Source organism: Bacillus zhangzhouensis, from assembly GCF_000715205.1.
GTDB classification, from domain to species: Bacteria; Bacillota; Bacilli; order Bacillales; family Bacillaceae; genus Bacillus; species Bacillus zhangzhouensis.
Genome location: NZ_JOTP01000020.1, coordinates 32716 through 55750 on the forward strand (window position 1 = coordinate 32716; position 23035 = coordinate 55750).

Annotated in this window: 22 protein-coding genes and 2 pseudogenes; 11 read left to right on the plus strand and 13 right to left on the minus strand. The window is 41.1% G+C overall.

Annotated features, from left to right (window positions below):
- Nucleotides 1-3 precede the first annotated feature (3 nt).
- The 5 genes from BA70_RS14480 to BA70_RS14500 all read right to left on the minus strand — a co-directional run bounded on the left by BA70_RS14480 (nucleotide 4) and on the right by BA70_RS14500 (nucleotide 4324).
- The gene (locus tag BA70_RS14480; RefSeq protein ID WP_034323627.1) at nucleotides 4-762 is read right to left on the minus strand and encodes an iron ABC transporter ATP-binding protein; all 759 of its coding nucleotides are present in this window, start codon (nucleotides 760-762) and stop codon (nucleotides 4-6) included.
- A complete protein-coding gene (locus BA70_RS14485) occupies nucleotides 753-1703 on the minus strand; it encodes an iron chelate uptake ABC transporter family permease subunit (RefSeq protein WP_034323630.1) in 951 nt (316 codons plus the stop codon). Before BA70_RS14485 ends, BA70_RS14480 begins: the two co-directional genes overlap by 10 nt.
- Complete coding sequence (locus BA70_RS14490; RefSeq protein WP_034323633.1) at nucleotides 1696-2646, minus strand: ABC transporter permease; 951 nt, start codon at nucleotides 2644-2646, stop codon at nucleotides 1696-1698. Before BA70_RS14490 ends, BA70_RS14485 begins: the two co-directional genes overlap by 8 nt.
- Nucleotides 2647-2813: 167 nt before the next feature.
- Complete coding sequence (locus BA70_RS14495; protein ID WP_034323636.1) at nucleotides 2814-3089, minus strand: barstar family protein; 276 nt, start codon at nucleotides 3087-3089, stop codon at nucleotides 2814-2816.
- 65 nt (nucleotides 3090-3154) lie between these two features.
- Nucleotides 3155-4324: an MFS transporter gene (locus tag BA70_RS14500; RefSeq protein ID WP_034323639.1), complete on the minus strand. Its 1170-nt coding sequence runs from the start codon at nucleotides 4322-4324 to the stop codon at nucleotides 3155-3157.
- 145 nt (nucleotides 4325-4469) lie between these two features.
- On the opposite strand from BA70_RS14500, the gene BA70_RS20610 reads away from it, so the two are divergent.
- Both BA70_RS20610 and BA70_RS20615 read left to right on the plus strand, forming a co-directional pair.
- Nucleotides 4470-5072 (plus strand): GntR family transcriptional regulator, encoded by a 603-nt coding sequence (locus BA70_RS20610; RefSeq protein ID WP_239646677.1) that lies wholly within the window; start codon nucleotides 4470-4472, stop codon nucleotides 5070-5072.
- 32 nt (nucleotides 5073-5104) lie between these two features.
- Nucleotides 5105-5908 carry an aminotransferase-like domain-containing protein gene (locus BA70_RS20615; RefSeq protein ID WP_239646678.1) on the plus strand — a complete coding sequence of 268 codons (804 nt, stop codon included), beginning with the start codon at nucleotides 5105-5107 and terminating at the stop codon, nucleotides 5906-5908.
- 32 nt (nucleotides 5909-5940) lie between these two features.
- Here BA70_RS20615 and BA70_RS14510 read toward each other — a convergent pair whose 3' ends face one another.
- Nucleotides 5941-6420, minus strand: coding sequence for a hypothetical protein (locus tag BA70_RS14510; protein ID WP_034323642.1), 480 nt, complete (start codon nucleotides 6418-6420; stop codon nucleotides 5941-5943).
- A gap of 518 nt (nucleotides 6421-6938) precedes the next feature.
- Entirely contained in the window at nucleotides 6939-7517 is a 579-nt protein-coding gene (locus tag BA70_RS14515; RefSeq protein ID WP_034323644.1) for a competence protein ComK, read from the minus strand.
- Between the two features lie 289 nt (nucleotides 7518-7806).
- Here BA70_RS14515 and BA70_RS14520 point away from each other — a divergent pair, with 289 nt between their 5' ends.
- Nucleotides 7807-8037: an IDEAL domain-containing protein gene (locus BA70_RS14520; RefSeq protein WP_003210924.1), complete on the plus strand. Its 231-nt coding sequence runs from the start codon at nucleotides 7807-7809 to the stop codon at nucleotides 8035-8037.
- Between the two features lie 62 nt (nucleotides 8038-8099).
- Here BA70_RS14520 and BA70_RS14525 read toward each other — a convergent pair whose 3' ends face one another.
- The gene (locus BA70_RS14525) at nucleotides 8100-8960 is read right to left on the minus strand and encodes an SDR family oxidoreductase (protein WP_034323647.1); all 861 of its coding nucleotides are present in this window, start codon (nucleotides 8958-8960) and stop codon (nucleotides 8100-8102) included.
- A 141-nt stretch (nucleotides 8961-9101) separates the two neighbouring features.
- Here BA70_RS14525 and BA70_RS14530 point away from each other — a divergent pair, with 141 nt between their 5' ends.
- From BA70_RS14530 to BA70_RS14545, 4 genes and pseudogenes are all read left to right on the plus strand, one after another.
- A complete protein-coding gene (locus BA70_RS14530) occupies nucleotides 9102-10634 on the plus strand; it encodes an FAD-dependent oxidoreductase (RefSeq protein ID WP_034323651.1) in 1533 nt (510 codons plus the stop codon).
- 78 nt (nucleotides 10635-10712) lie between these two features.
- Nucleotides 10713-12014: pseudogene (locus BA70_RS14535) on the plus strand (globin-coupled sensor protein); the annotation flags it as partial.
- Nucleotides 12015-12075: 61 nt separating this feature from the next.
- Nucleotides 12076-12666 carry a histidine phosphatase family protein gene (locus BA70_RS14540; RefSeq protein ID WP_034323657.1) on the plus strand — a complete coding sequence of 197 codons (591 nt, stop codon included), beginning with the start codon at nucleotides 12076-12078 and terminating at the stop codon, nucleotides 12664-12666.
- A gap of 389 nt (nucleotides 12667-13055) precedes the next feature.
- Complete coding sequence (locus BA70_RS14545; protein WP_034323660.1) at nucleotides 13056-14201, plus strand: serine alkaline protease SapB; 1146 nt, start codon at nucleotides 13056-13058, stop codon at nucleotides 14199-14201.
- 45 nt (nucleotides 14202-14246) lie between these two features.
- On the opposite strand, the gene BA70_RS14550 is transcribed toward BA70_RS14545, so the two are convergent.
- On the minus strand, nucleotides 14247-15530 hold the full coding sequence (locus tag BA70_RS14550; RefSeq protein ID WP_034323662.1) for a M48 family metallopeptidase: 1284 nt from the start codon (nucleotides 15528-15530) through the stop codon (nucleotides 14247-14249).
- A gap of 177 nt (nucleotides 15531-15707) precedes the next feature.
- On the opposite strand from BA70_RS14550, the gene BA70_RS14555 reads away from it, so the two are divergent.
- The gene (locus tag BA70_RS14555; RefSeq protein WP_034323665.1) at nucleotides 15708-16124 is read left to right on the plus strand and encodes a YhfM domain-containing protein; all 417 of its coding nucleotides are present in this window, start codon (nucleotides 15708-15710) and stop codon (nucleotides 16122-16124) included.
- A gap of 69 nt (nucleotides 16125-16193) precedes the next feature.
- A pseudogene (locus BA70_RS20620) lies at nucleotides 16194-16322 on the plus strand (S8 family serine peptidase); the annotation flags it as partial.
- Nucleotides 16323-16398: 76 nt separating this feature from the next.
- Here BA70_RS20620 and BA70_RS14560 read toward each other — a convergent pair.
- The 3 genes from BA70_RS14560 to BA70_RS14570 all read right to left on the minus strand — a co-directional run bounded on the left by BA70_RS14560 (nucleotide 16399) and on the right by BA70_RS14570 (nucleotide 19862).
- Complete coding sequence (locus tag BA70_RS14560) at nucleotides 16399-17952, minus strand: fatty acid--CoA ligase family protein (protein WP_034323667.1); 1554 nt, start codon at nucleotides 17950-17952, stop codon at nucleotides 16399-16401.
- 174 nt (nucleotides 17953-18126) lie between these two features.
- Nucleotides 18127-19116 (minus strand): lipoate--protein ligase, encoded by a 990-nt coding sequence (locus BA70_RS14565; RefSeq protein WP_034323669.1) that lies wholly within the window; start codon nucleotides 19114-19116, stop codon nucleotides 18127-18129.
- 2 nt (nucleotides 19117-19118) lie between these two features.
- Complete coding sequence (locus tag BA70_RS14570) at nucleotides 19119-19862, minus strand: MBL fold metallo-hydrolase (RefSeq protein WP_034323680.1); 744 nt, start codon at nucleotides 19860-19862, stop codon at nucleotides 19119-19121.
- A gap of 156 nt (nucleotides 19863-20018) precedes the next feature.
- On the opposite strand from BA70_RS14570, the gene yhfH reads away from it, so the two are divergent.
- Complete coding sequence (yhfH, locus tag BA70_RS19620; protein WP_008359029.1) at nucleotides 20019-20156, plus strand: protein YhfH; 138 nt, start codon at nucleotides 20019-20021, stop codon at nucleotides 20154-20156.
- A 338-nt stretch (nucleotides 20157-20494) separates the two neighbouring features.
- On the plus strand, nucleotides 20495-21784 hold the full coding sequence (locus tag BA70_RS14575; RefSeq protein WP_034323671.1) for a cation:dicarboxylate symporter family transporter: 1290 nt from the start codon (nucleotides 20495-20497) through the stop codon (nucleotides 21782-21784).
- Nucleotides 21785-21817: 33 nt separating this feature from the next.
- Here the strand turns inward: BA70_RS14575 and BA70_RS14580 are convergent, their stop codons facing one another.
- Complete coding sequence (locus BA70_RS14580; RefSeq protein ID WP_034323674.1) at nucleotides 21818-22867, minus strand: M42 family metallopeptidase; 1050 nt, start codon at nucleotides 22865-22867, stop codon at nucleotides 21818-21820.
- Between the last annotated feature and the right edge of the window lie 168 nt (nucleotides 22868-23035).

A 23035-nucleotide genomic window follows, 5' to 3' on the forward strand; every position in this document is an offset into this window, starting at 1 on the left:
TTTTTAAGAAAAATATAAGCAAATACGCTCACCACGAATGACTTCAATCGGTATGCGCATGTCATAAATTTGTTCAAGTGCATCTGTTTGAATCACTTCATCTACTCCGCCTTCTTGGATCACCTGTCCATCTTTTAAGGCGACGATATGATCGGAATACACAGATGCAAAGTTAATATCATGGAGAACGACAACAATCGTTTTCCCGAGATCATGAACGAGCTGCTTAAACAGCTTCATCATTTCAACAGAATGATTCATGTCCAAATTGTTTAAAGGCTCATCTAGGAAAATATAGTCCGTATCCTGAGCCAGCACCATCGCAATAAAGGCTCTTTGCCTTTGTCCGCCGCTAAGTTCATCTAAGTATTGATGCTGGATATCGACGAGCCTCATGTATTGAAGGGACACATCGATCATCTTCTCATCCTCTTTTGTCAGATGGCCTTGTGAGTAAGGAAAACGTCCAAAGCTGACAAGCTCCCGTACGGTCAGGCGCACACTCATGTGATTGGACTGCTTTAAAATACTCATCTTTTTCGCAAGCTCCTGCGGAGGATACGCGCTATACGGTTTGTCCTGTAAATACGCTGCACCTGTGTCTGGCTGAATCAGGCGGCTCATGATGGACAAAAGCGTGCTCTTGCCCGCACCATTTGGACCAATGAGAGAGGTCAGCTGTCCTTTTTTCACACTGACAGTTGTTTTGTGAAGCACTGTTTTTCCGTTATATGTCTTACTGACTCCCTTCATCACGACCATGAACGACTCTCCTTTAAAAGTAAGTAAATAAAATACAATCCGCCGACTAAATCAATCAAGACACTCAGCGGCGTTTGAAAGGTAAATACCTTTTCTACAAGAAACTCCCCGCCTACAAGGGCAATGACACTGATGAAAAAAGAACCTAATAGCAAGTACGTATGCCGGTATGTACGAAATAGCTCTCTTCCCACGTTCACGACGAGTAAGCCAAGAAACGTAATAGGTCCGACAAGAGCCGTTGCGATAGACACAAGGACGGCAATCACGATCAGCATCTTTTTTGTGATGCCATCATAGTCAATCCCTAGATTCACAGCATGTTCCTTTCCTAAGGACATCACATCTAATTTGGAGCGGAATGTCCAAATATAAAAACATAGCGCTACAAATAAAATAGAAGCAATGAGTAGGATATCCGTATTCATGTGGTTAAAGCTTGCAAAGGATTTATCCTGTACGACCTGGTATTCATTCGGATCAATGAGCATTTCCATAAAGGAAGAAAGACTTTTGAACAATGTACCAAATACAATACCAACAAGTAGAAGTAAGAAAATGTGCTTGTTTTTGCGTTTGAACATCACCGTATATAGCAGCACGGAAAAAAGAATCATCAGCCCAACACAAAGGAAAAAATTCAGGTTTTTATTGACGATCATCAAATTGGTCGATCCAAAAAGATAAATAATCGCTGTTTGCAAAAATAAGTAAAGTGCGTCTAAGCCTAAAATGCTTGGCGTTAAGATTCGATTGTTGGTCAACGTTTGAAACACAACGGATGAAAAGGCAATAGCGCCTCCAGTCAATGTCATCGCAAGCACTTTCTTTAAACGGCTCGGGACTGTGTACTGCCAGTATCCCATTTGAAAGGTGATGAAGATCACGACCAGCACGGCTGCAATGGCTGCAATGAGAAATAATATACGTTTCTTATGCATAGCGCTTCCTCCTTAATAGCATGTACAGGAAGATCGCACTTCCGATGATGCCTACCATGAGCCCAACAGAAATTTCATATGGATAAATGATCACCCTTCCGAGCACATCACAAATCAGAACAAAAATGGCACCTAGTAAGGCTGTATGCGGGAGGCTTTTTTTCAAGTGATCGCCTCGGTAGATCGATACAATATTAGGAATGATTAAGCCGAGAAATGGCAGCATTCCGACAGTTAAAATGGTGACAGACGTAATCATCGAAACGATTACCAAGCCAACCGCCATCACACGTTTATACGTTAAACCTAAGTTGACGGCAAAGCTCTCTCCCATACCGGCCACTGTAAAGCGGTCAGCATATAAATAGGCGATGATCAAAAGTGGAACACTCACATAGAGCAGTTCATAACGCCCCTGAACAATAAGAGAAAAATCCCCTTGAAGCCATGCGGATACGTTTTGGATCAGATCATATTTATAGGCTATAAACGTAGAAATTGAACTGACGATCCCGCCAAACATCAAGCCGACTAACGGTACATAGATCGTATCGTTCACCTTAATATGGCGCAGGATTTTTAAGAAAAGGAGATTGCCAGCTAGAGTAAATAGAAATGCGATGCCCATTTTCGTGAGCGGGCTCGCATGTGTAAAAACGAGCATTGCTACTAAAATACCAAGCTTGGCCCAATCCATTGTTCCTGCAGTGGTTGGTGAAACAAATTTATTCCTCGTCATGCTTTGCATCATAAAGCCGCATAAACTAAGGCTCATGCCAGCAAGCACAATACTCATCAGTCGTGGGATGCGACTTGACAATAAGGTATGCATTTGCCCATCTGTTAGATGAAACAGCTGTAAAATGGACAGATCCTGTACACCGACAAACAGTGATGCACATGCCAAACACACAAATAACAAACTTAATTGATACAACTTCATACAGGTTTCTCACTTTCTATCAAGCTCTTTCCGCTATAAATGATTATCATTATCAATTAAGCGATAGTTCATATATTATCACATTTAGTAAAATATTCAATACCGGAATAAAAAAGGAGTAAAGCACATAAAAAAACAGCCTACGGTATCAGCTGTTTTTTCCCCAATTATTGAATGTTCACTTGAAATTGTCCCTTCAGTTCCTCTTCCGCATCTTGAAATAACTGCCGCAAGCTCTCTGCATAATTGCCAAGAGCGTCTTTACTTGTTTGAAAATTCACCCATGTAAGCTCTACAGGAAGATTCACTTCTCCTGTTAAACAGTCCCAAAGGGCATCAAGGTTTTTCCCGTAATAGTCAGGAAGGTGTAAAACTGTTTTTAGTTGGTCATGAAGCTCCTCTTGCGACCTGCATATCGCACCGTCCAGCCGCACTTTTTTCATATTCATCTTCCCCTCTCTTGTCTTTATTTTAAACGAATTGATCAAAAAAGAGAAAGATGGACATCTCACGTTTGTTTCCGCTTGAAACCTGAGATAAACAGTATGAGACAGGCGGCCAAAACGACCAAGAAAAAGAAAGTTAACACCGTCTGAGTACCGTACATATCAGCAAAGAGACCGACAAAAACACTCGGAATGCCTAGACCTAAGTAAGCAAACAAGTAATATCCTGCAACCGCTCTAGCCGCCTCCTTCTTCCCTCGCTCGACAATCAGCTGAAGACCACCTAAGTAAGTAAATCCATAGCAAGCAGTGCCCGCAAGCATGGTCCCGGCAAGTACAAGGAAGATGGACCCACCATTTGCACCGAACAGCAGCAGGCCATATCCGCACGGAAGACAGATAAAACCCACCCGGAGCGCTGCGCTGCTATTCATTTTACGAACAAAGGGCTGCATGAGGACACCTGCCATATTAATAAAAAACAGCGCCGGCCCTACCCATAATTCATATCCATTTAATTTCAGCTGTGCTGGCAAAATAGAAATAACAAGCCCACACACTGACCATGCAATGGCAATCGCCAAGTTCGCCGGCATCGTCCCTTTTGGAAACCTTGGCATATTCATCATCGGTTTACTCGTATTTCCTTGTATAGGCGGCACAAAAAAGAATACACCAACAATCGTCAGCATCAAAAAGGCCAAAACAATCCAATAGCTCAGCGGCGTGAGCGACACACGCTGAAAAGAAAGAAGCGCTGTAAAAAGAGCACCTCCCCCAAATCCAACCGAACTACATAAGGCAATAAAGGTCGGGATCCAGCCTGATTTCTCTGGATATAAAGCAATCAAATAGGCCGTGCATGTTCCAACACTTAGACCAAGCCCCACTCCTTGCAGCAGCCTGGCAGCAAAGAGCATCTGTATGGAAGGATGCACGATCATCAAAAGGGTGGCACATAACGAAAAGCAAAGCGCGACCAATAAAATTGGTTTGCGTCCAGCCCGGTCAGATATGCCGCCGAGAAAAAGCAATACTGGAATAAGTCCGAATACATACGCAGCAAATACAAGTGCTGTTGCCGCCTTTCCGTACCCTGCTTGATCTGCATACGCCGTATAAAGAGGCACTTGCAGATTCACAGCGGTCGTAATCATGAAAAGACCAAATAAAACGAAAATAAACGGGATCATGGATTGTTGAGCCGTTTCTTCTTTTGATGCAGGAATCATTTGACTCTCTCCTCTATGTAAATGACATCTGATCACAGTTTACACACCATTTGGCTTACTTCCTACATCCAAAAATAACTCTATTGACCAGTCCATAATTCCGTGTCATCATCATAAATGACGTGACAAAGAGAGAAGGTGCCACATGTATATTCATTTAGACCGCTCAAGCTCTACCCCGCTATGGCAGCAAATCGTGACCGGTATCATTCAAAAAATTCATTCACAAAAACTGAATCCTAACGATCAGTTAACGCCGACACGCGTGTTAGCACAGGAGCTAAATGTATCAAGATCAACCGTACAACTTGCCTATGATGAATTGCTGGCAAGAGGCTATGTCAGCACATCTAGAAGAGGCGGGACTAAGGTCATCTCAAGTGACCAATACGTAGCTTCCACTCCCCATCAAAGTGAGCCGCCCTTTGCACTCCCCGTTAGGCCTCATTTTGACGAGGCTGAAAAACAAATGGAGCACTGGCTCTCGGCCAATGAATTTCATGAGAAGCTCGATATCGACTTTCGCCATCAAGAGCCAGCCATCGACGAACATTTTCAAAACATATGGAAACGCTCGCTTATGAAAGCATTACAGCACTTAGACATGAAGGATTGGGGCTATTCTTCCCCGCACGGATTATGGGAGGTACGCTCAGAAATACGCCAATATTTATCTGTTGAACGCGGGATCAATGTAGAAGAAGATCAAATGGTATTAACAGGGGCACGCAGCAAGCCATTGACTTAATTTCACAGGTACTGCTCAAAAAAGGCGATACGGTGGCTGTTGAAGATCCAGGTTTTCCTGGAGCAAGGCTTTCGTTTTTACATCGTGAAATGAACATTTACCCCGCACCAGTAGATGAGGAAGGTATGATTGTGAACACATTGCCGGGGGGAACCAAGATGATCGCTGTGACACCCTCCCATCAACGTCCAACCGGTGTATGTATGAGTGTAAATAGAAGACAGCTGCTGATACAGTTTGCTGTCAGTCACCAATCTTACATATTAGAGGATGATTTTGATGGGGATTATCGTTATCATGGCGGGCCGCTTCCCTCTTTATTTTCAGAAGCACCCGATCATGTGATATACATCTTAAGCTTTTCCAAGGTGCTGGCACCAGGCATACGCCTTGCTGCAATCATCGGCTCCAAAGCTGTTATCAAAGAAATCGCTGCGCTGCAATCCCTCATCCAAAGACAGCTGCCGATCATGGAGCAAATTACACTTGCTTCATTTTTCAGAGAAGGAGAATTCACGCGATATGTCAGGCGAATGCGACAGCTTTATAAAAAAAGGCAGGCGGCCATGATGGAAGCCCTTTTGATACATCAATTCGACAAACATTTCCATTTATATGGAACCGATACTGGCCTTCATGTCTTTTTGGAAGGAGCGCCAGACTTTGATGAAAAAGGCAGTATTGCGGCTGCTAAAGCCGCTGGTGTCGGAATTTATCCATTAAGCCCCTATTGCTATGAAAGCAACAGAAAGGGATTGCTGCTTGGTTTCGCCTGTACAGATGAAGAAATGATTCAAGAGGGCGTGCGCCGTTTAAAGCAAACACTGCGCATCTAAAAAAAGCCTGGAAGTGAACTTCCAAGCTTTTTTCATGATTGCTGAATGTGACCTACTTCTTCAATAAACACGGCTGTCTGTTGCAATCCATCTTGTAAATGATGGGTAGCGGAAATAAACAGCTTTTCTTGATCAGGATGCTTCAACAGCTGCTCCACCTTATCGATCCCTTTTTCAAATGAAGAAAGTCCTGTCTTTAATTGTTTGTCAGCCTGTTTGTACGTAGCTGGAACTTCTTGATGAGCAAGTCCTTTTTGAATCACACGATCAAATGCTTTTGTCGCTTTTGCCAATTTTTCAGTTGCTTGAATCTTACCATGTCCATCTGAAATAAATTGGTCTGTCATGTTTTCATATGCTTCATTTAACTCATCCATATAACGATGAACCCATTGTTCATACGCAGCTTCTTTTGTGTCTTGTTTTGAAGGCGACTGACCTGCTTGATGACAGGCTGCTAGTAATATCACTGTCACGGTGAATAGCAGCATCAAATGCAATCGTTTTTTCATACAGAGCCTCCATTTCTAATTCCCATTCGTTCATATCGGTCAAATATGAGCATCCTTTACCTCATACGAACACTTTGTAAGAAATGATTTCTTTTATTGTAACAGACGGCTCGTGTCACTTCTGTGATTTATGAGCAAATGGATGAAAATACGTCTAATGATCCACATTTCCCTGTCATTTCTTTGACATCCTACCGATACAGTCAATAGACGACTAAAGAGATATAATTGGTTTCAATGTATGTCATCTTCATGATTTTTTCTAAAAAAAAGACCATTTAAAAGCAGTTTAAATCAAAGAGGGATCATAGATTGAAATCAATTCATCTAAAAGACAAACTCACAACATTTACTGAACACTAGTCACTGCCACTCGATACATAAAATTTTATACACTATAGTTAAATTGTATAATTTTTTATACGATTATCGGTTGTTTTTTCTACGAGAAAGAAATGACGATGTGCTAAGCTCACGTAGGTTGAGGAGTCCAGCGGCTGTCTGCCGCTGGTTTTTGGCTAATATCTGTTACGAAGTTCTCTTAAAATAAAATCGTATACAAGATTGAGCTGCTGTTCCTTTGGATACAGCATAAATTCTTGTTTTTTAGGAAGACCTCCATCAAGACGATCTTGAAATTTCATTCGGAGATACGCTGTCCGGTGCACCTGACTCTCAAATGATTTATATGAGACATCCAGTTTGACGGTTTGCTCATTTGTAAACGTGACCAGCGTGTCCCCGAGGGATGATTCTTGGAAGGTATGAATGTATTTGTGGGAGATCCAGCCGCACTGAGGACGATTGGATGAACAGGTTGGGAAGAAATACAGATGATTGGATGAGTCAATCACGATTGGAGGCTTGTGAGAAATTCCTGTTACTTCGTATGTTCCCGCCTTTCTGCCTGCATAGCTTGAGCCGAAGAATCTGCAGCTGCGTTCAATGATTTGCAGCGGCTTTAATTCGACGTAAAAGCTTGTCTCTCTTTCTATGACTTTTGAATATACTCTTTTTCCTTCTTCAACTGGAAGGATCGCCATCGTTGTTTGATTAATGACATATGAATCTAAAGGTGTTTCGCTAATTCCTGACACTTCATTTCCTCCTGTGTTAATTTTTGGTTATTTTAGATACTATTAATCTATCACCAACGTATAAGAAACGACAGGATTTTTTCAAAATTTATTTAAAATCATCTTTTTACCATATTTTTTAGTACATTCGATCTATCTAAAAGGCATTTTTAAAAGTATATCGCATTCTGTCGATTGGACAAGAGGTGTCGATTTTGCTCAAAAATAAATTGTCTAAAAATTATAAATTCTTGTTGATTTTTTCTCCAGCAATCCATATACTATAAAAAAGGCATCGGGGGGATTCTTTATGAAAGAGAAAAAAACGTATGCTGAGCTCATGAAGTCCCGCAACACCCAAAAAACCGAAGAAAACGGCGTCACCATTTTAGACATCTATATTCAAATGGTTTTAGATGAGGCGCTTTATAAACAGCGCTTAACCTTCCTTAGAGAAGAGATTGATAAGGCACTGGATCAGCGTGATGAAAAGCGATTCAATGACCTGTCAGCTCAATATGCAGAGCACTGCTTACATTAATCATGATGATTTTACTTGCGGCAGAGAGACAGCAACTCGTCTCTTTACCGCAAGTTTTTTGTTTACCCATTTAAAATGGTTCCGCCATTCACATGCAGGATTTGTCCATTCATGTAAGACGAGTCTTCGCTCGCTAAAAATAAATAACTTGGCGCAAGCTCTACTGGTTCACCAGGCCTTTCCATTGGGACATCTCCGCCAAATTCAGAGACTTCCTTTTCTGTAAAAGTTGATGGAATCAGCGGCGTCCAAATAGGTCCCGGAGCTACCCCATTCACTCGAATCCCTTGTTTAATGAGCGATAAGGATAATGATCTGGTAAATGTTACAACCGCCCCTTTTGTCGATGAATAATCGATTAAGGTTTCGTGCCCTTTATAGGCTGTGACGGAGGTTGTATTAATAATACTGCTTCCTTTCTTTAAATGAGGGAGCACAGCCTTTGTTAAATAAAACAAGGCGAAAATATTCGTTTGAAATGTCCGAAGAAGCTGATGAGAGGTAATCTGTTCAATGCTTTTTTGCGGATGCTGTTCCCCTGCGTTGTTCACCAAAATATCAATAGAACCGAAAGCATCTTTTGTTTTTTTGACGACCTCATTTGAAAAAGCCTCATCCCCTAAGTCACCTGCAATTAAGATCACGTGTCCTCCCGCCTTTTCAATATAGTCCTTCGTTTCCTCTGCATCACGATGTTCACTCAAGTAAACAATCGCCACATTGGCCCCTTCCTTCGCAAATAAGACAGAGACTGCTCTTCCGATCCCGCTATCTCCACCTGTCACAATAGCCGTTTTTCCAGCTAGTTTTTTGCCCTGCACCTCTCGATCAAAAATAGGTCTAGGGTTCATTTTATATTCAAGACCTGGACGTTCATTCTGATGTTGAGGCGGCAATGTTTTCTTCGGCTGCTTTGTAGACACGCAAGTCCACTCCTTCCTTATATCTTGTTTATTTTTATGTGTTGGCTATTTTTTTATGTATGTCATGCTTGTTTCCTTTCGAATGTATGATTTTCTACATTGTGGAAAAATTACACACAACAAGAAACTGGAGGCGACAGCATGGAACAAGAACATAAAGGAATGAACCAGGCAAAATCGTTATGGTTAGCAGAGAGTCAAAAGCATTCTTTTCCTTCTGCAACAGAGGATCTCACAGCAGATGTGATCATTGTAGGTGGCGGAATTACCGGTATCGCTACTGCGTTTGACATGACAGAACGTGGATTAGATGTCATCATCATTGATGCCGATCAATTACTGCAAGGCACGACCGGACACACGACAGCTAAAATCACCTCACAGCACGATGTGTACTATCATGAGCTGATTCAGCAAATTGGCATGCCAAAAGCCCGTTTGTATGTAGAAGCCAATGAGAAAGCAAAAGAGCTCATTCAAGCACGTATAAATGAGCACCAAATCAAGTGTCAGTTAGAGATAAAAGATGCTTACCTATATACAAAGGAAGAAAGAGGCGTCAAAAAGTTAAAGAAAGAATTAGATGCCTACAAACAGCTCGGCATTGACCGAGAATGGAAAACAGAGCTTCCTTTTGACACTGACATAAAAGCTGCCCTTGCCATGACCCAGCAGGCGCAGTTTCATCCCCTTCATTATCTAAATGCACTGATCGACCAGCTCATTGAGCGAGGTGTGCGTATTTTTGAACAAACAACCGCAGTCGATGTCAAAGAAGGGAAACGGCCTGCTGTCGTCACAAAAAGTGGGCATCATCTGACGGGCCGCTATATCATTTCCTGTTCACACTTTCCTTTTTATGATGGCAAAGGACTTTATTTCACTCGAATTCATCCCGAGCAATCTTATATAGTAGCAGCCAAAACAACCAAGCCTCTTTCAGGCGGCATGTACTTAGGAATTGACCAGCCCGCTCACTCTTTAAGAACGGCAAAACTTCACGGTGAAGAAGTGGTTCTCATCGGAGGAGAAGGCCATAAAACAGGGCAAGGCGGTGATGAATCCGCACACTATGAAGCACTAGAAAAGTTTGGAGACGATACACTTGGAATTGAGGAGGTTCTTTATCGCTGGTCGACGCACGATATGGTCACAATGGATCAAATCCCTTACATTGGCCACCTGACCAAACACCATCCGAATATCTTCGTTGCTACCGGCTTTAGAAAATGGGGCATGACGACAAGCCATGTCGCAGCAACTCTTATCGGGGATTTAATTGAGGGAAAATCTAATCCCTACGAATCAATCTTTACACCATCAAGACTTGTTTCTGACTCATTCATCAAAGATTTTATGAAAGAAAATACCAATGTTGCTACCAATCTGGTCAGTGGTAAATTAAAACGAACTGATCAAACCATTGATGATTTAAAACCAGGCGAAGGCGGCATTGTATCTTATGAACATAAGAAATGCGGGGCCTTTAAATCAGAGAATGGGAATGTCTTCCTTGTTGATACAACATGTACTCACCTAGGCTGTGAAGTCGCTTGGAATAATAGTGACCGCACCTGGGATTGCCCTTGTCACGGTTCACGTTTTTCAATTACTGGAGACGTAGTAGCAGGACCAGCAAAGAAACCACTAAAAAGGTCATATAAAGAACAGTAAAATTTCACTGGTTCCCTTTAAAAAATCCATTATTATCCGATAAGAAACATAAAGTCTGATATTTGTGATGATTATGGGGGGACAAAAACATTGTTATTTAAAAAAGAAAGAAAAAGCACTGCCTTTTTCACGCAGCAGGATGATGAGATAAAACGAATCAACTTTTCGGAGAATACGGACATTGCCAAACAAATCAAAATGATTGACCTGACACAACAAGACCTTTTTATACTGAAACAATTGAATCCAATCGTTCAAGATGATATTACACATATCGTTGATAAATTTTATAAAAATTTAGAAGTAGAGTCTTCCTTGATGCATATCATTCAAGATAATAGTTCTGTCGATCGTTTGAAAAAAACACTGCGTATTCATATTAGCGAAATGTTTGCAGGTGTGATTGACGATGCCTACGTGGCAAAAAGGATTAAAATTGCACAAGTTCATTTACGAATTGGCCTCCAGCCTAAATGGTATATGGCGGCATTCCAAGACCTTTTGCTATCAATTATGGATTTATTTGTCCAGCATATCCAAGATTTCAAAGAATATCAGACGGCAGTCAAAGCGACGACGAAAATTTTAAATTTAGAGCAGCAGCTTGTCCTAGATACGTTCCAAAATGAATATTCTAAAATTCGTGATGAAGCGGAAGAACAGCAGCAAGAGCTTCATACAAAAATCACAGAAACCTCAAATTCGCTTGCTTCTCTCTTCTCCAACACAACAAGTGCAGTGGACAAGCTTGTATCAAAATCTGATGAGATGGCAGATATGTCACAAGCTGGAACGAAAATATCAGCACAGGTCGAGGAAAAATCAATCGGCGGTAAAAAAGAATTAGAAATTCAGCAAACACAAATGAATCAAATTGATGGCAGCATGACAAAGATTGAAACAGAAATTAAACGATTAGAAGAAATCGCAAAACAAATTGAACAAATTTTTGGGATCGTCACAGGCATAGCAGAGCAAACGAATTTGTTATCTTTAAATGCCTCAATCGAATCTGCGCGTGCAGGTGAACATGGAAAAGGATTCGCTGTCGTCGCAAACGAGGTTCGCAAATTATCAGAGGACACAAAGAAAACGGTTTCAACTGTTTCAGAGCTTGTCAATAATACCAATTCACAAATCTCCATTGTGTCACAGCACATTGCGGACGTGAATTTACTTGTGACAGACAGTAAAGAAAAAATGACTCAAATCAATTCGCTCTTCGATGATATCGTGAGCAGTATGAACTTAAGTAAAAACCAAAACGGAAAAATTGAAATAGATCTCCAAACATTCCTAAACGAGTTGAAGGAAGTCAAACAAACGGTTTCCCAAGTTGCCAGCTCAGTCGAATCCTTAACCAGTCTGACAAATCGCTAATCCAGCCATTCTTCTTTTGTTCTAGTATAATAGAAGAAAAGACAGAAAAGGCGGGATTTGATTGACAACAATTTGCTTAGTCAGACACGGTGAAACAGATTGGAATGCAGCTCAAAGAATTCAAGGGCGAACAGATGTCCCTTTAAATGAGACAGGTAAATGGCAGGCTGAACAAACTGGACTTTACTTAAAGGATTCCCATTGGGATGTCGTCATTTCCAGTCCATTATCAAGGGCAAAAGAAACAGCTCATTTGATTTTAAAACATGTGCATGTGCATGCGCCTCTCGTCATCATGGATGATTTTATTGAACGTGATTTTGGAGACGCTGAAGGCATATCATTTGAGGAGCGCCAGAAGCTGTTTCCAGATAAACAATATCCAAATATGGAACCATTAGAGGCTATGCAAGACCGAATGTTAGAAGGTATTGAAAAGGTCAGAGCCACATACCCAGATCAACATGTACTGATTGTGGCTCACGGTGCCGCCATCCACTGCTTACTCACCATTCTTGCTGATGAACACATGGGTCTTCAGGACACAAGACTTGTCAATGCTTGCTTAAATTATGTGGAATGGAAAGATGGCGAATGGAAGGTGCGTGATTACAACGTGGTCAACCATTTAACTCAATCTTCCCCTTCTTAAAGAACCTGTGATCTTAGCAGGTTCTTTTTTTTATGACAGAAACAATGATAAAATAATATTTTTTTATATCGAAATTCGAGATAAACGCTAGCCTTTTCTACCTATTTAATGACCTTTCGGGTATCGAATGTTTGTCCCCAAATTGCTCATGAGAAAAAAAGCACCCTTCCATTTTAATAGGAAAACGTAAGAAAACTAAAACAAACATAATTTACCATCCATTCCAAGCGACTTAATTCCCTAATTTCCGCTAGGACTTTCACAAAAATTCAGGTCTACTCTTATTTGCCTACTTCCCTTAAACTGAAAATACAGAATAATCAAACGGATCATTCTTATAGACTACGGATGATTATTCTGAAATAAGAAAAAAGGGATGTGGAACGTGCGTGAAAAAGAAAAATGTGATGACAAGTGTTTTATTGGCTGTCCCTCTTCTGTTTTCAGCAGGGTTTGGAGGCTCCATGGCAAATGCCGAGACTGTCTCAAAGTCAGATAGTGAAAAAAGCTATATCGTTGGCTTTAAAGCTTCTGCCACGACAAACAGCTCTAAGAAACATGCGGTGACTCAAAATGGCGGAAAACTAGAAAAGCAATATCGGCTCATTAATGCTGCACAAGTGAAGATGTCCGAACAAGCCGCAAAAAAACTTGAGCATGACCCTAGCATTGCTTATGTAGAAGAAGATCACAAAGCAGAAGCATATGCACAAACCGTCCCTTATGGTATCCCTCAAATCAAAGCTCCAGCTATACACGCTCAAGGCTATAAAGGTGCTAATGTCAAAGTAGCTGTCCTTGATACTGGTATCCACGCTGCACACCCTGACTTAAATGTTGCAGGCGGTGCTAGCTTCGTCCCTTCAGAGCCAAATGCCACCCAAGATTTTCAATCACATGGAACTCACGTAGCCGGAACGATCGCTGCCCTTGATAACACAATTGGTGTTCTTGGGGTCGCTCCAAGTGCTTCCCTATATGCCGTTAAAGTGTTAGATCGTTACGGCGATGGACAATACAGCTGGATTATTAGCGGTATTGAATGGGCTGTTGCCAATAACATGGATGTCATCAATATGAGCTTAGGCGGACCAATCGGTTCAACAGCGCTTAAAAATGCTGTTGATACAGCAAACAATCGCGGAATTGTTGTTGTTGCTGCTGCAGGTAATTCAGGTTCCACTGGCTCTACAAGTACTGTCGGCTATCCAGCAAAATATGATTCTACCATTGCCGTTGCCAATGTGAACAGCAACAATGTAAGAAACTCATCTTCTAGCGCAGGTCCTGAATTAAATGTTTCCGCTCCTGGTACTTCTATTTTAAGTACAGTGCCAAGCAGTGGATACACATCTTATACTGGAACATCTATGGCTTCTCCTCATGTAGCAGGAGCAGCAGCGCTTATCCTTTCTAAGTATCCGAATCTATCGACTTCTCAGGTTCGCCAGCGCTTGGAAAACACGGCAACACCGCTTGGTAACTCATTCTATTACGGAAAAGGGTTAATTAACGTTCAAGCGGCTTCTAACTAAACAAGTGTGCAAAAAATCCGGCTGACCTAGCCGGATTTTCTTTGCTTATTGCTTTTTCGACGTTTCCTCTTTTTCTGCTGCTTTTTCCATGTCCATGATTCTCTCCATCATTGTCGGATGTCCATAGCGGAATATTTTCACGAGAAGCGGTGGATTGACTTGGGACAGACCTGATTTTGCAAGTTTTTGAAAAGACGTCACCCCCGCCTCCCCATCTTTTGTCAGGTTCACGGCATATTCATCAGCTGCCTGTTCTTGATGCCTTGAAACTGCATTTGTAAAAGGGGACGCCGCAAATGACAGCATGGATACAAGGATCAAAAGAATCGGAAGAGCAGCGACATCCTGTGATCCCTTCAGCCGAAATAAGGCGGCTCCCTTTTGATAAAGGTAAAAATAAAGGCGGTCCATTGCAAAGAATCCTGCTAGTGACAGCACTAAATATCCTGCTAGACCAATATAGACATGCTTCATGACGTAATGCCCCATTTCATGCGCCATGATAAATAAAATTTCCTGATCCTTTAGCTTTTGCAGCGTCGTGTCCCATAAAACAATGCGTTTATTTTCACCAATCCCTGTTACGTAAGCGTTCATCGTGTTTGTTTTCTCAGACATGTTGACTTCATATACATGATCAGCCGGGATATGCGCTTTTTCTGCAAGGGTTAATATCTTTTTCTCAAGTGCTTGATCCTTTAATGGGTAAAAATCGTTGTATAGAGGATCAATGACGACTGGTTGTATAAAGAAGAGGAAGAGTGTGACTGGGACTGTCAAACACCAGGCATACAGCCACCATAATTTCCTTCTCTTTTGAATGAGCCAAAAGAACACAAGGGCACATAGGGCAAGGAGCGGATATTGAATCCAGAAATCCAGCGTTTGATCTTTTAACCAGCTTGCTGTGCTTTGAGCAGATACTCCGTAGTGTAAGGACAGCTGATAGCCAATCCACTTGATCGGCAATGAAACCAGCATCGTTAGAAGTGATAGCACGAAGACATAAACAAGTTTACTTAAAAATGTGAAACGAGCTGCTGCAAAGCTCCAGTCTGCTAATTTCCGTGAAAACCCTGAAATGAGCAAAAGGAAAAAGACATACCAATCTAACGGTATTGTCATAAAGTACAGCAGGTTACGTATTTTCGAGAAATTCTCACTGATCACAAGCTCATGGCTTGTCATAAAAGTATGCGGGTCTGCACTTGTCCCTTTCACACTTTCAGGAACCGATGAATCCCCCATTAGAAACAAATAAAAATAAATAAAAAGACCGTACAATATGTATGCTAACGTTGCAAGAGCTACCCATTTACGTACTCGCACAGGTCAGCCTCCTTTCCATCCCTCTCTTTATTCTAATCACGCACATTTTTGTTTAGAACCTGTCTCATTTGGCTCCATCATAGCATGCCCCATCTGAAAAAGCTTCAGCGAAAAAAATGATTATGCTTCTATAAAATCGGAGAAACTAAAAGTAAAACAGTGAGTTGGAGGATCAAAATGAAGAAAATCCTTGCAGGAATTGTGATCTTTGGACTTCTACTGATCACCTTCTTTTATGTGTTCAGCCGGACGAGTGAAATCTTCGATGAGAATCGAGCAGAAAAGTTATTGCTTTCACCGACTAATCAGTCCATTTCTTATGAAATAGATGATAAAGACACAGCTGAAGATTTAATTGAAGAATTAAACAAAGGCAAACAAACAAGCAATCATCTTAAGAAAAATATAAAAAAACCTGATTATATTGCCAAGGTGATGTTTGGACGAACAAATGGCACCACCTTTCAGCTATGGACCAACCGTTCTCAGGTCGTTTTTTTAGTAGATGGTACGTATTATGAACTGAATCAAAAACAGTCAAATGCTTTTCAGAAACAGTTAAAAGAAGCCATTCAAAAAGGAGTCTCTTCATAAGAGGCTCTCCAGATAGTTGACAAAGGGCTAAAATGATCTTTATCGCATGCAGAACTGACACCGAATGCGAGGGTTGCAGCAGCGCTTATCCTTTCTAAGTATCCGAATCTATCGACTTCTCAGGTTCGCCAGCGCTTGGAAAACACGGCAACACCGCTTGGTAACTCATTCTATTACGGAAAAGGGTTAATTAACGTTCACCCGCATGCAGAACTGACACCGAATGCGAGGGTTTGTCTTCACGCTGAGGAGCCTCTTTATAAGAGACTCTTTTTTATTTACTTTCTTCTGTATGATACTTGTCCTTTAGCGCTCTTCTTAAAATTTTACCTGTTGTGTTCTTTGGAATATCTTCTATGAAATGGATCGTTTGGGGCTGCTTATATTTCGCTAAATAGCGTGAACAATGTGTGATGATGTCTTCTTGATTGATGTGAGCATGTTTCTTAGGGGAAATGTAAGAGACGACAGCCTCACCTGTGTTTGGATCTGGTACACCGATGACAACGGCTTCTGCTACAGCTTCATGTTGATAAAGCACTTCTTCTACTTCTCTTGGATAGACATTATAGCCGCCAACGAGAATCATATCCTTTTTTCGATCGACAATATAAATATATCCATCTTCATCTCTTCTCGCCAGATCACCTGTATATAGCCATCCGTCCCTCAGTGCAGCTTCGGTATCTTCTGGCATTTGATAATAGCCTTTCATGATGTTTGGCCCTTTTGCAATGAGTTCTCCGACTTCATTCGGACCGACTTCCTCTCCAAGTTCATTCACGATCTTATTCTTCACATTCATAATATCAGTCCCGACTGAACCCGGTTTTCTTTTTCCATCAAGAGGATTGAAAGCAGTCACTGGGGAAGCCTCTGATAATCCATAGCCCTCCAGCACCGTGACTCCGAACTTTTTCTCAAAGCCGTGTAGTAAGGCAACAGGCATCGAGGCACCGCCTGATATACAAATCCTCACTGATGTCATCGCTTCATCATGTCCCTCTTGGCGGTATAAATAGTTATACATGGTTGGAACACCAACAAATAGCGTGGGTTTTTCTTTTTCCATCATGCGCAAAAGCTCTGATGGGCTGAAATGCGGCAGGACATAAATGGTCGCGCCGTGAATCAACGGTGCATTCATACAGACCGTTAAACAAAATACATGGAACATAGGTAAAGCGGCGATGACCTTGTCCCTTTTATCAATCGATAGGTACTCAGCAATGTCTCTGGCATTTGAATAAAGGTTGAAATGAGTCAGCATCGCACCCTTTGGTTTTCCTGTCGTGCCAGATGTAAATAAAATAACTGCAGTATCGTCACGCTGAATGGAAGGATGTGTCACTTCTGGTGCACGTCCAGACACAAGCTTTCCAAAGAAGACAAGACGATCAGATACTTCCTTGAAACTTGATCTGCACGCAGATTCATTTTCTGCACAAATAATCACTCGTTCAATAGAGGGAAGCTGTTCATACACCTGCTCGTATACTGGCAGAAGCTGATCAGGTGCAACAATGCCTTTTACATCACCTGTGATCAGCATATATCCAATTTCACTTGACGTGTATGTTGGATTGACAGGTACAACGATAAGCCCTGCCTTCAATGCCCCAAAAAAAGAAATGACGAAATGCGGTGAATTTCCTAAAATAAGCGCGATATGATCCCCAGCTTGAAACCCTTCGTTGACTAAGCCATCTGCAAAACGCTCAATACTTGTCATCAGCTCTCGATAGGTCCACTTGTTTCCTTCAAAGATCAGTGCGATGTTTTCTCCCTTGGTCATCGCAGTCTGCTCAAGATTTTTGATCAAATCCATTCTCCCACCCCTTATGCGTCGTCAATGAATGAATAGCCATTCATTTTATGACCAAACATTCCTCCTTCCTATTATAATAGACAATCGAAAAAATCCACAAGATCAAATGTTCATCGCTTTCATTTCTTTCAATCAAAAAAAGCACCGCTATCTCTAGCTGTGCTTGTCCCGCGCTTAATAAATCAAATCAAGAAAATCTTCTTTTGACACGTTGCCGAAATAATGGCGCATATCCATATCCTCTAATACATCGCTGATGGTTTTACGATCATATTGCTGTCCGATGAGTCTTTTTTCAATATCGGCAATATCCCCTACGCCAAAAAAGTCACCAAATATCTTACAGTCTTGGATCATGCCTTTTTTCACCTCTAATCGCAGATCAATCGAGCCAGCTGGGAACCGCTTAGAGTGTTGTAAATTAAACTTAGGTGAACGGCCGTAGTTCCATTCCCATTTTTGATATCGATCCCGGGAAATTTCATGAATCTTTTGCCAATCCTTATCAGTCAGTTGATATTGAGGCACGTCCCCATCCGTATCAAAAATATAGCTTAAAAGAATTTTTCTAAATTCTTCTGTTGTCATTTTTTGATCCATCAGTTCACTAATATTCGCGACCCTGCTTCTAATGGATTTAATGCCTTTAGATTCAATCTTTTCTTTTTTTACATTTAATGCAGAGACAACATGTTCAATTTCTGAATCAAATAGCAGTGTGCCATGACTGAAAATACGTCCTCGTGTGGCGAACTGGGCATTTCCAGAAATTTTGCGTCCATCTGCCATGATGTCATTTCTGCCGCTTAATTCAGCTTTGACGCCTAGCTTTTCAAGTGCTTTGATGACTGGCTCCGTGAACTTTTTAAAGTTATGGAAGCTGTCCCCGTCATCTTTTGTGATAAAGCTGAAATTTAAGTTTCCTTTGTCATGGTAAACGGCACCACCGCCGGATAAACGGCGAACCACTTTGATTCCGTTGTCTTCCACATATTTTGTATTGATTTCTTCTATTGTATTTTGGTTCTTTCCAATAATAATGGACGGCTGGTTGATGTAAAACAGCAAATACGTTTCTTCTGGATCTAAATATTTTAAGCAATACTCTTCAATTGCCAGATTAATCATTGGATCAACATGTTGTTCGTTATCGATAAACAGCATCTCTATCTTCCTTCCTTGTTCCATCTAAGCCCTGAATGGGCAAGCTGTATACTGCCAGTATATAACGCCTGTGCTTCATTGACTAGGTCTTTATGCCGTCCGAAATGAGGCAGATGGGTGATGATGAGCTCCCCAACATTTGCTTCATTTGCTATCTTCCCTACTTCAGTGCTGTTCATATGTCCTGCACCTGATCCGTCTTGCCTGGCGTAAAAATTGCTCTCGGCAATGAGCAGATCTGCATTCTTACTAAATGGGATAAATGCGTCCTGATAGCTTGAATCCGCTGTATACACCACCACAGCATCATCTGCCTGAATTCTCATGGCATAGCATTCTGCCGGATGAACCGTTTTCAAAAAATCAACTTGAAATGGACCCACTTGAATGCCTTCTGCTGGATGATAAGGCTTTGCCTTTGTATGTACATCATCAGAGAGCCGCCTAAATGCTTCTTGATCACCTGTATGTCCATAGATCGGAAGTGGACCGCTGCTTTTCCCTAAATGATAACCCACTAATTTCGCATATTGGAGAGGTCCGATATCTGCAATATGATCGTGATGATAATGAGAAAGGAGAACAGCATCTAGTTCTTCTATATCAATGGTTTGCTGAAGCTTTGAAAGAACTCCGCTCCCGCAGTCTACAAGCAGCCGGAAACCATCTGATTCAAACAGATAACCTGATGTCGCTTCACCGGCTGCTGGAAACCCTCCGTAGCATCCAATCACGGTTAATTTCATCGTCATTCTTCCCTCCTTTTGTCAAAATCCCCTTCTTACAATATACCCATTTTTCATAGAAAAAGCATTCTTCTTGCCTGTTGTTACAAAACAGATTGACAAATGTAAATCTGTTATAATACAATGATAACAACAAAATGTATTGGAGGATGACAAATGCTAGGAAAAATCACTGAGTTTTTTAGAAATTTGCCCTCGAAGAAATGCACAAAATGTGGAAATGATTTAATGGAACAGCACGAGTGTTATGGTAATGAATGTGAGGAATGCTCACAAGTAAGTTATCTTAAATAAGGAAATAAATTGAATTAAAAAGCACTTTTTTCCTCCATCGTCAGTTGGAGTTAAAAGTGCTTTTTATTTTTTCTGAAAAATAGGTAAAAAGGTAAAACCCTTGTCACAAAAGGGTTTTTTAGTATTTTCATATGATGACTTTTAGTTCTGAAGACACTTTTTATTGACTTGAAACAATGAAGGAGGTTCTAAATGTTCATTTTTTCAAACAATTTTGTATTTTCTTAATATAATTTAACCGTGGACGAACCTCTTTAATTTTAGTTATACTTTAATTCATATATTAAAACTTAATATGATGGGAATATTCCTTTGATGAATAAGTAGGGAGGAAATCTATGAAAAAATTAAAATTTGGATTAGCTACACAAATCCTAATCGGTCTTATTCTCGGTGTCGTTGTTGGTGCGATCTTTTTCGGTAACCCAGGTGTCGAGACATACTTAAAACCAATTGGAGACTTCTTCTTAAGACTCATTAAGATGATTGTCATACCGATTGTCGTCTCTAGCTTAATTTTAGGTGTTGCAGGTGCCGGTGATGGCAAAAAAGTAGGGAAGCTCGGTTTTAGAACCATTCTTTATTTTGAAATTATCACAACATTTGCGATTGTCCTTGGTCTTGTGCTTGCTAACTTTGTTCAACCTGGTGCAGGCGTTGACTTTGGAAATACGGAAAAACAAGATATTAGCCAGTATGTTGAAACGGAAAAAGAGCAAAGCAGTAAATCAGTTGCTGATACGTTCCTTCATATCGTTCCAACGAACTTCTTCCAATCATTGGCGGAAGGTGATTTGCTTGCGATTATTTTCTTCACTGTGTTATTTGCACTTGGCGTTTCAGCCATTGGTGAACGCGGTAAACCAGTGCTCGCATTCTTTGAAGGTGTATCACACGCCATGTTCCATGTCGTCAATGTTGTGATGAAAGCTGCACCATTTGGTGTCTTCGCACTCATTGGTGTGACAGTTTCAAAATTTGGTCTAGAATCTCTGATTTCATTAGGTAAGCTCGTAGGTCTTGTTTATTTTGCGCTGGCTCTCTTCCTTATCGTTGTATTCGGAATTATTGGAAAGATGATCGGCGTCAATATTTTCAGATTTCTTGCTTACATGAAAGACGAAATGCTTCTTGCCTTTAGTACATCCAGCTCTGAAACAGTTTTACCAAGAGTTATGGATAAAATGGAGCGCATCGGATGTCCAAAGGGAATTGTCTCTTTCGTTATCCCAATTGGTTATACGTTTAACCTGGACGGCTCCGTCTTGTATCAAGCCATCGCTGCGCTTTTCCTTGCACAGGTATATGGCATTGACCTCACGATCGTACAGCAGCTTACACTTGTTCTTGTGCTGATGGTGACATCAAAAGGTATGGCTGCCGTTCCTGGTACTTCATTTGTCGTATTACTCGCAACACTAGGAACAATCGGTGTACCCGCTGAAGGTCTCGCATTTATTGCAGGTGTTGACCGTATCATGGATATGGCGCGAACTGTTGTCAACTTAACAGGTAATGCACTTGCAGCTGTCGTGATGTCTAAATGGGAAGGGCAATATGACCCTGAAAAAGGACATCGTGTGATGACTGGACAAGATGTTCCTGAGCCAACACAACTTTCAAGCTAACCAAAAAGAACCCCAATAGCTGGGGTTCTTTTTTTATGCTGTGATTAATGTTGATTGAACATAATGATAAAGAAGATTAGCTGTATGGATAAGTGAATCTTCATGTGTTCTTTCAAAGGCATGCGAGGAATCAATGCCGGGACCTATCAGTCCATGAATGATATCATGTCCTGCTCTAATTGCTGCTGACGCATCAGAGCCATAATAAGGATAAATATCAAGGCGGTAATCAATTTCATTCTCTTCTGCTAATGCAGCTAAATGCTTGCGTAATCCGTAGTGATAAGGACCGCTTGAATCCTTCACACAAATAGACACACTATATTCATCCGTTGATTGACCGTCGCCAATGGCCCCCATGTCTACTGCCAGGTATTCCACCGTTTCTTCTGGAATATTCGAGTTTCCACCGTAGCCAATTTCTTCATTATTTGAAATTAAGAAGTGTGTCGTATGTGGCAAAGTAATGTTCTCTGTTTGAATCCGGTGGATTAAACGCAGCAATAGCGCCACACTTGCCTTGTCATCAAGATGTCTTGATTTAATAAAGCCTGAAGACGTCACTTCCACTCTAGGATCAAACGAGATAAAGTCTCCTACTTGAATCCCAAGTGCTTTGACATCGTCTGCATTTTTCACCTTTTCATCGAGGCGAATCTCCATATTTTCTTGGTTTCGTTTCGCTTTTCCAGCATCCTCATATACGTGAACGGACGTTTGATGCATGAGGATTGTTCCTGTGTATGTATGACCTGATGCTGTTTCAATTTCACAATACTCGCCTTCTATCGAGTTATACTGAAAGCCCCCGATGAGTGCAAGACGAATTCGGCCATTTGATTTTATTTCCTTTACCATCGCACCGAGCGTATCGACATGCGCTGTCAGCATGCGGTGTTCCTCGTCATCTGTTCCTTTTATTGTGGCAATTAATCCGCCTTTTCGATTACGCTTTGTCTCAATATTCAAATCTTGTAAAAAACGTTCAACAAAGCCGATCACCTTTTCTGTATTCCCTGATGGACTTGGGATTGATACGAGCTTTTGAATAAGCTGAATCGTTTCGTTTACTTCAGTCGTCATTCGGCATTTCCTCCTTTGTCTGAAAGCAATTCCTTCCATGTATGCCTTTTTCAGCATCTCTTCTTAAAATATATCTCTTCGGGTTCCTGATGTCTAATTTCTAATAGAAAAATCCTTTCTCTATGAAAGAGAAAGGATCAGATTCTTGAAAACGCTTTATAATGTAAT

Coding starts and splice junctions, on each gene's coding strand:
- BA70_RS14480 (WP_034323627.1), bottom strand. CDS start 762: ATGGTCGTGATGAAGGGAGTCAGTAAGACATATAACGGAAAAACAGTG.
- BA70_RS14485 (WP_034323630.1), bottom strand. CDS start 1,703: ATGCATAAGAAACGTATATTATTTCTCATTGCAGCCATTGCAGCCGTG.
- BA70_RS14490 (WP_034323633.1), bottom strand. CDS start 2,646: ATGAAGTTGTATCAATTAAGTTTGTTATTTGTGTGTTTGGCATGTGCA.
- BA70_RS14495 (WP_034323636.1), bottom strand. CDS start 3,089: ATGAAAAAAGTGCGGCTGGACGGTGCGATATGCAGGTCGCAAGAGGAG.
- BA70_RS14500 (WP_034323639.1), bottom strand. CDS start 4,324: ATGATTCCTGCATCAAAAGAAGAAACGGCTCAACAATCCATGATCCCG.
- BA70_RS20610 (WP_239646677.1), top strand. CDS start 4,470: ATGTATATTCATTTAGACCGCTCAAGCTCTACCCCGCTATGGCAGCAA.
- BA70_RS14510 (WP_034323642.1), bottom strand. CDS start 6,420: ATGAAAAAACGATTGCATTTGATGCTGCTATTCACCGTGACAGTGATA.
- BA70_RS14520 (WP_003210924.1), top strand. CDS start 7,807: ATGAAAGAGAAAAAAACGTATGCTGAGCTCATGAAGTCCCGCAACACC.
- BA70_RS14530 (WP_034323651.1), top strand. CDS start 9,102: ATGGAACAAGAACATAAAGGAATGAACCAGGCAAAATCGTTATGGTTA.
- BA70_RS14555 (WP_034323665.1), top strand. CDS start 15,708: ATGAAGAAAATCCTTGCAGGAATTGTGATCTTTGGACTTCTACTGATC.
- BA70_RS14560 (WP_034323667.1), bottom strand. CDS start 17,952: ATGGATTTGATCAAAAATCTTGAGCAGACTGCGATGACCAAGGGAGAA.
- BA70_RS14565 (WP_034323669.1), bottom strand. CDS start 19,116: ATGCTGTTTATCGATAACGAACAACATGTTGATCCAATGATTAATCTG.
- BA70_RS14570 (WP_034323680.1), bottom strand. CDS start 19,862: ATGAAATTAACCGTGATTGGATGCTACGGAGGGTTTCCAGCAGCCGGT.
- yhfH (WP_008359029.1), top strand. CDS start 20,019: ATGCTAGGAAAAATCACTGAGTTTTTTAGAAATTTGCCCTCGAAGAAA.
- BA70_RS14575 (WP_034323671.1), top strand. CDS start 20,495: ATGAAAAAATTAAAATTTGGATTAGCTACACAAATCCTAATCGGTCTT.
- BA70_RS14580 (WP_034323674.1), bottom strand. CDS start 22,867: ATGACGACTGAAGTAAACGAAACGATTCAGCTTATTCAAAAGCTCGTA.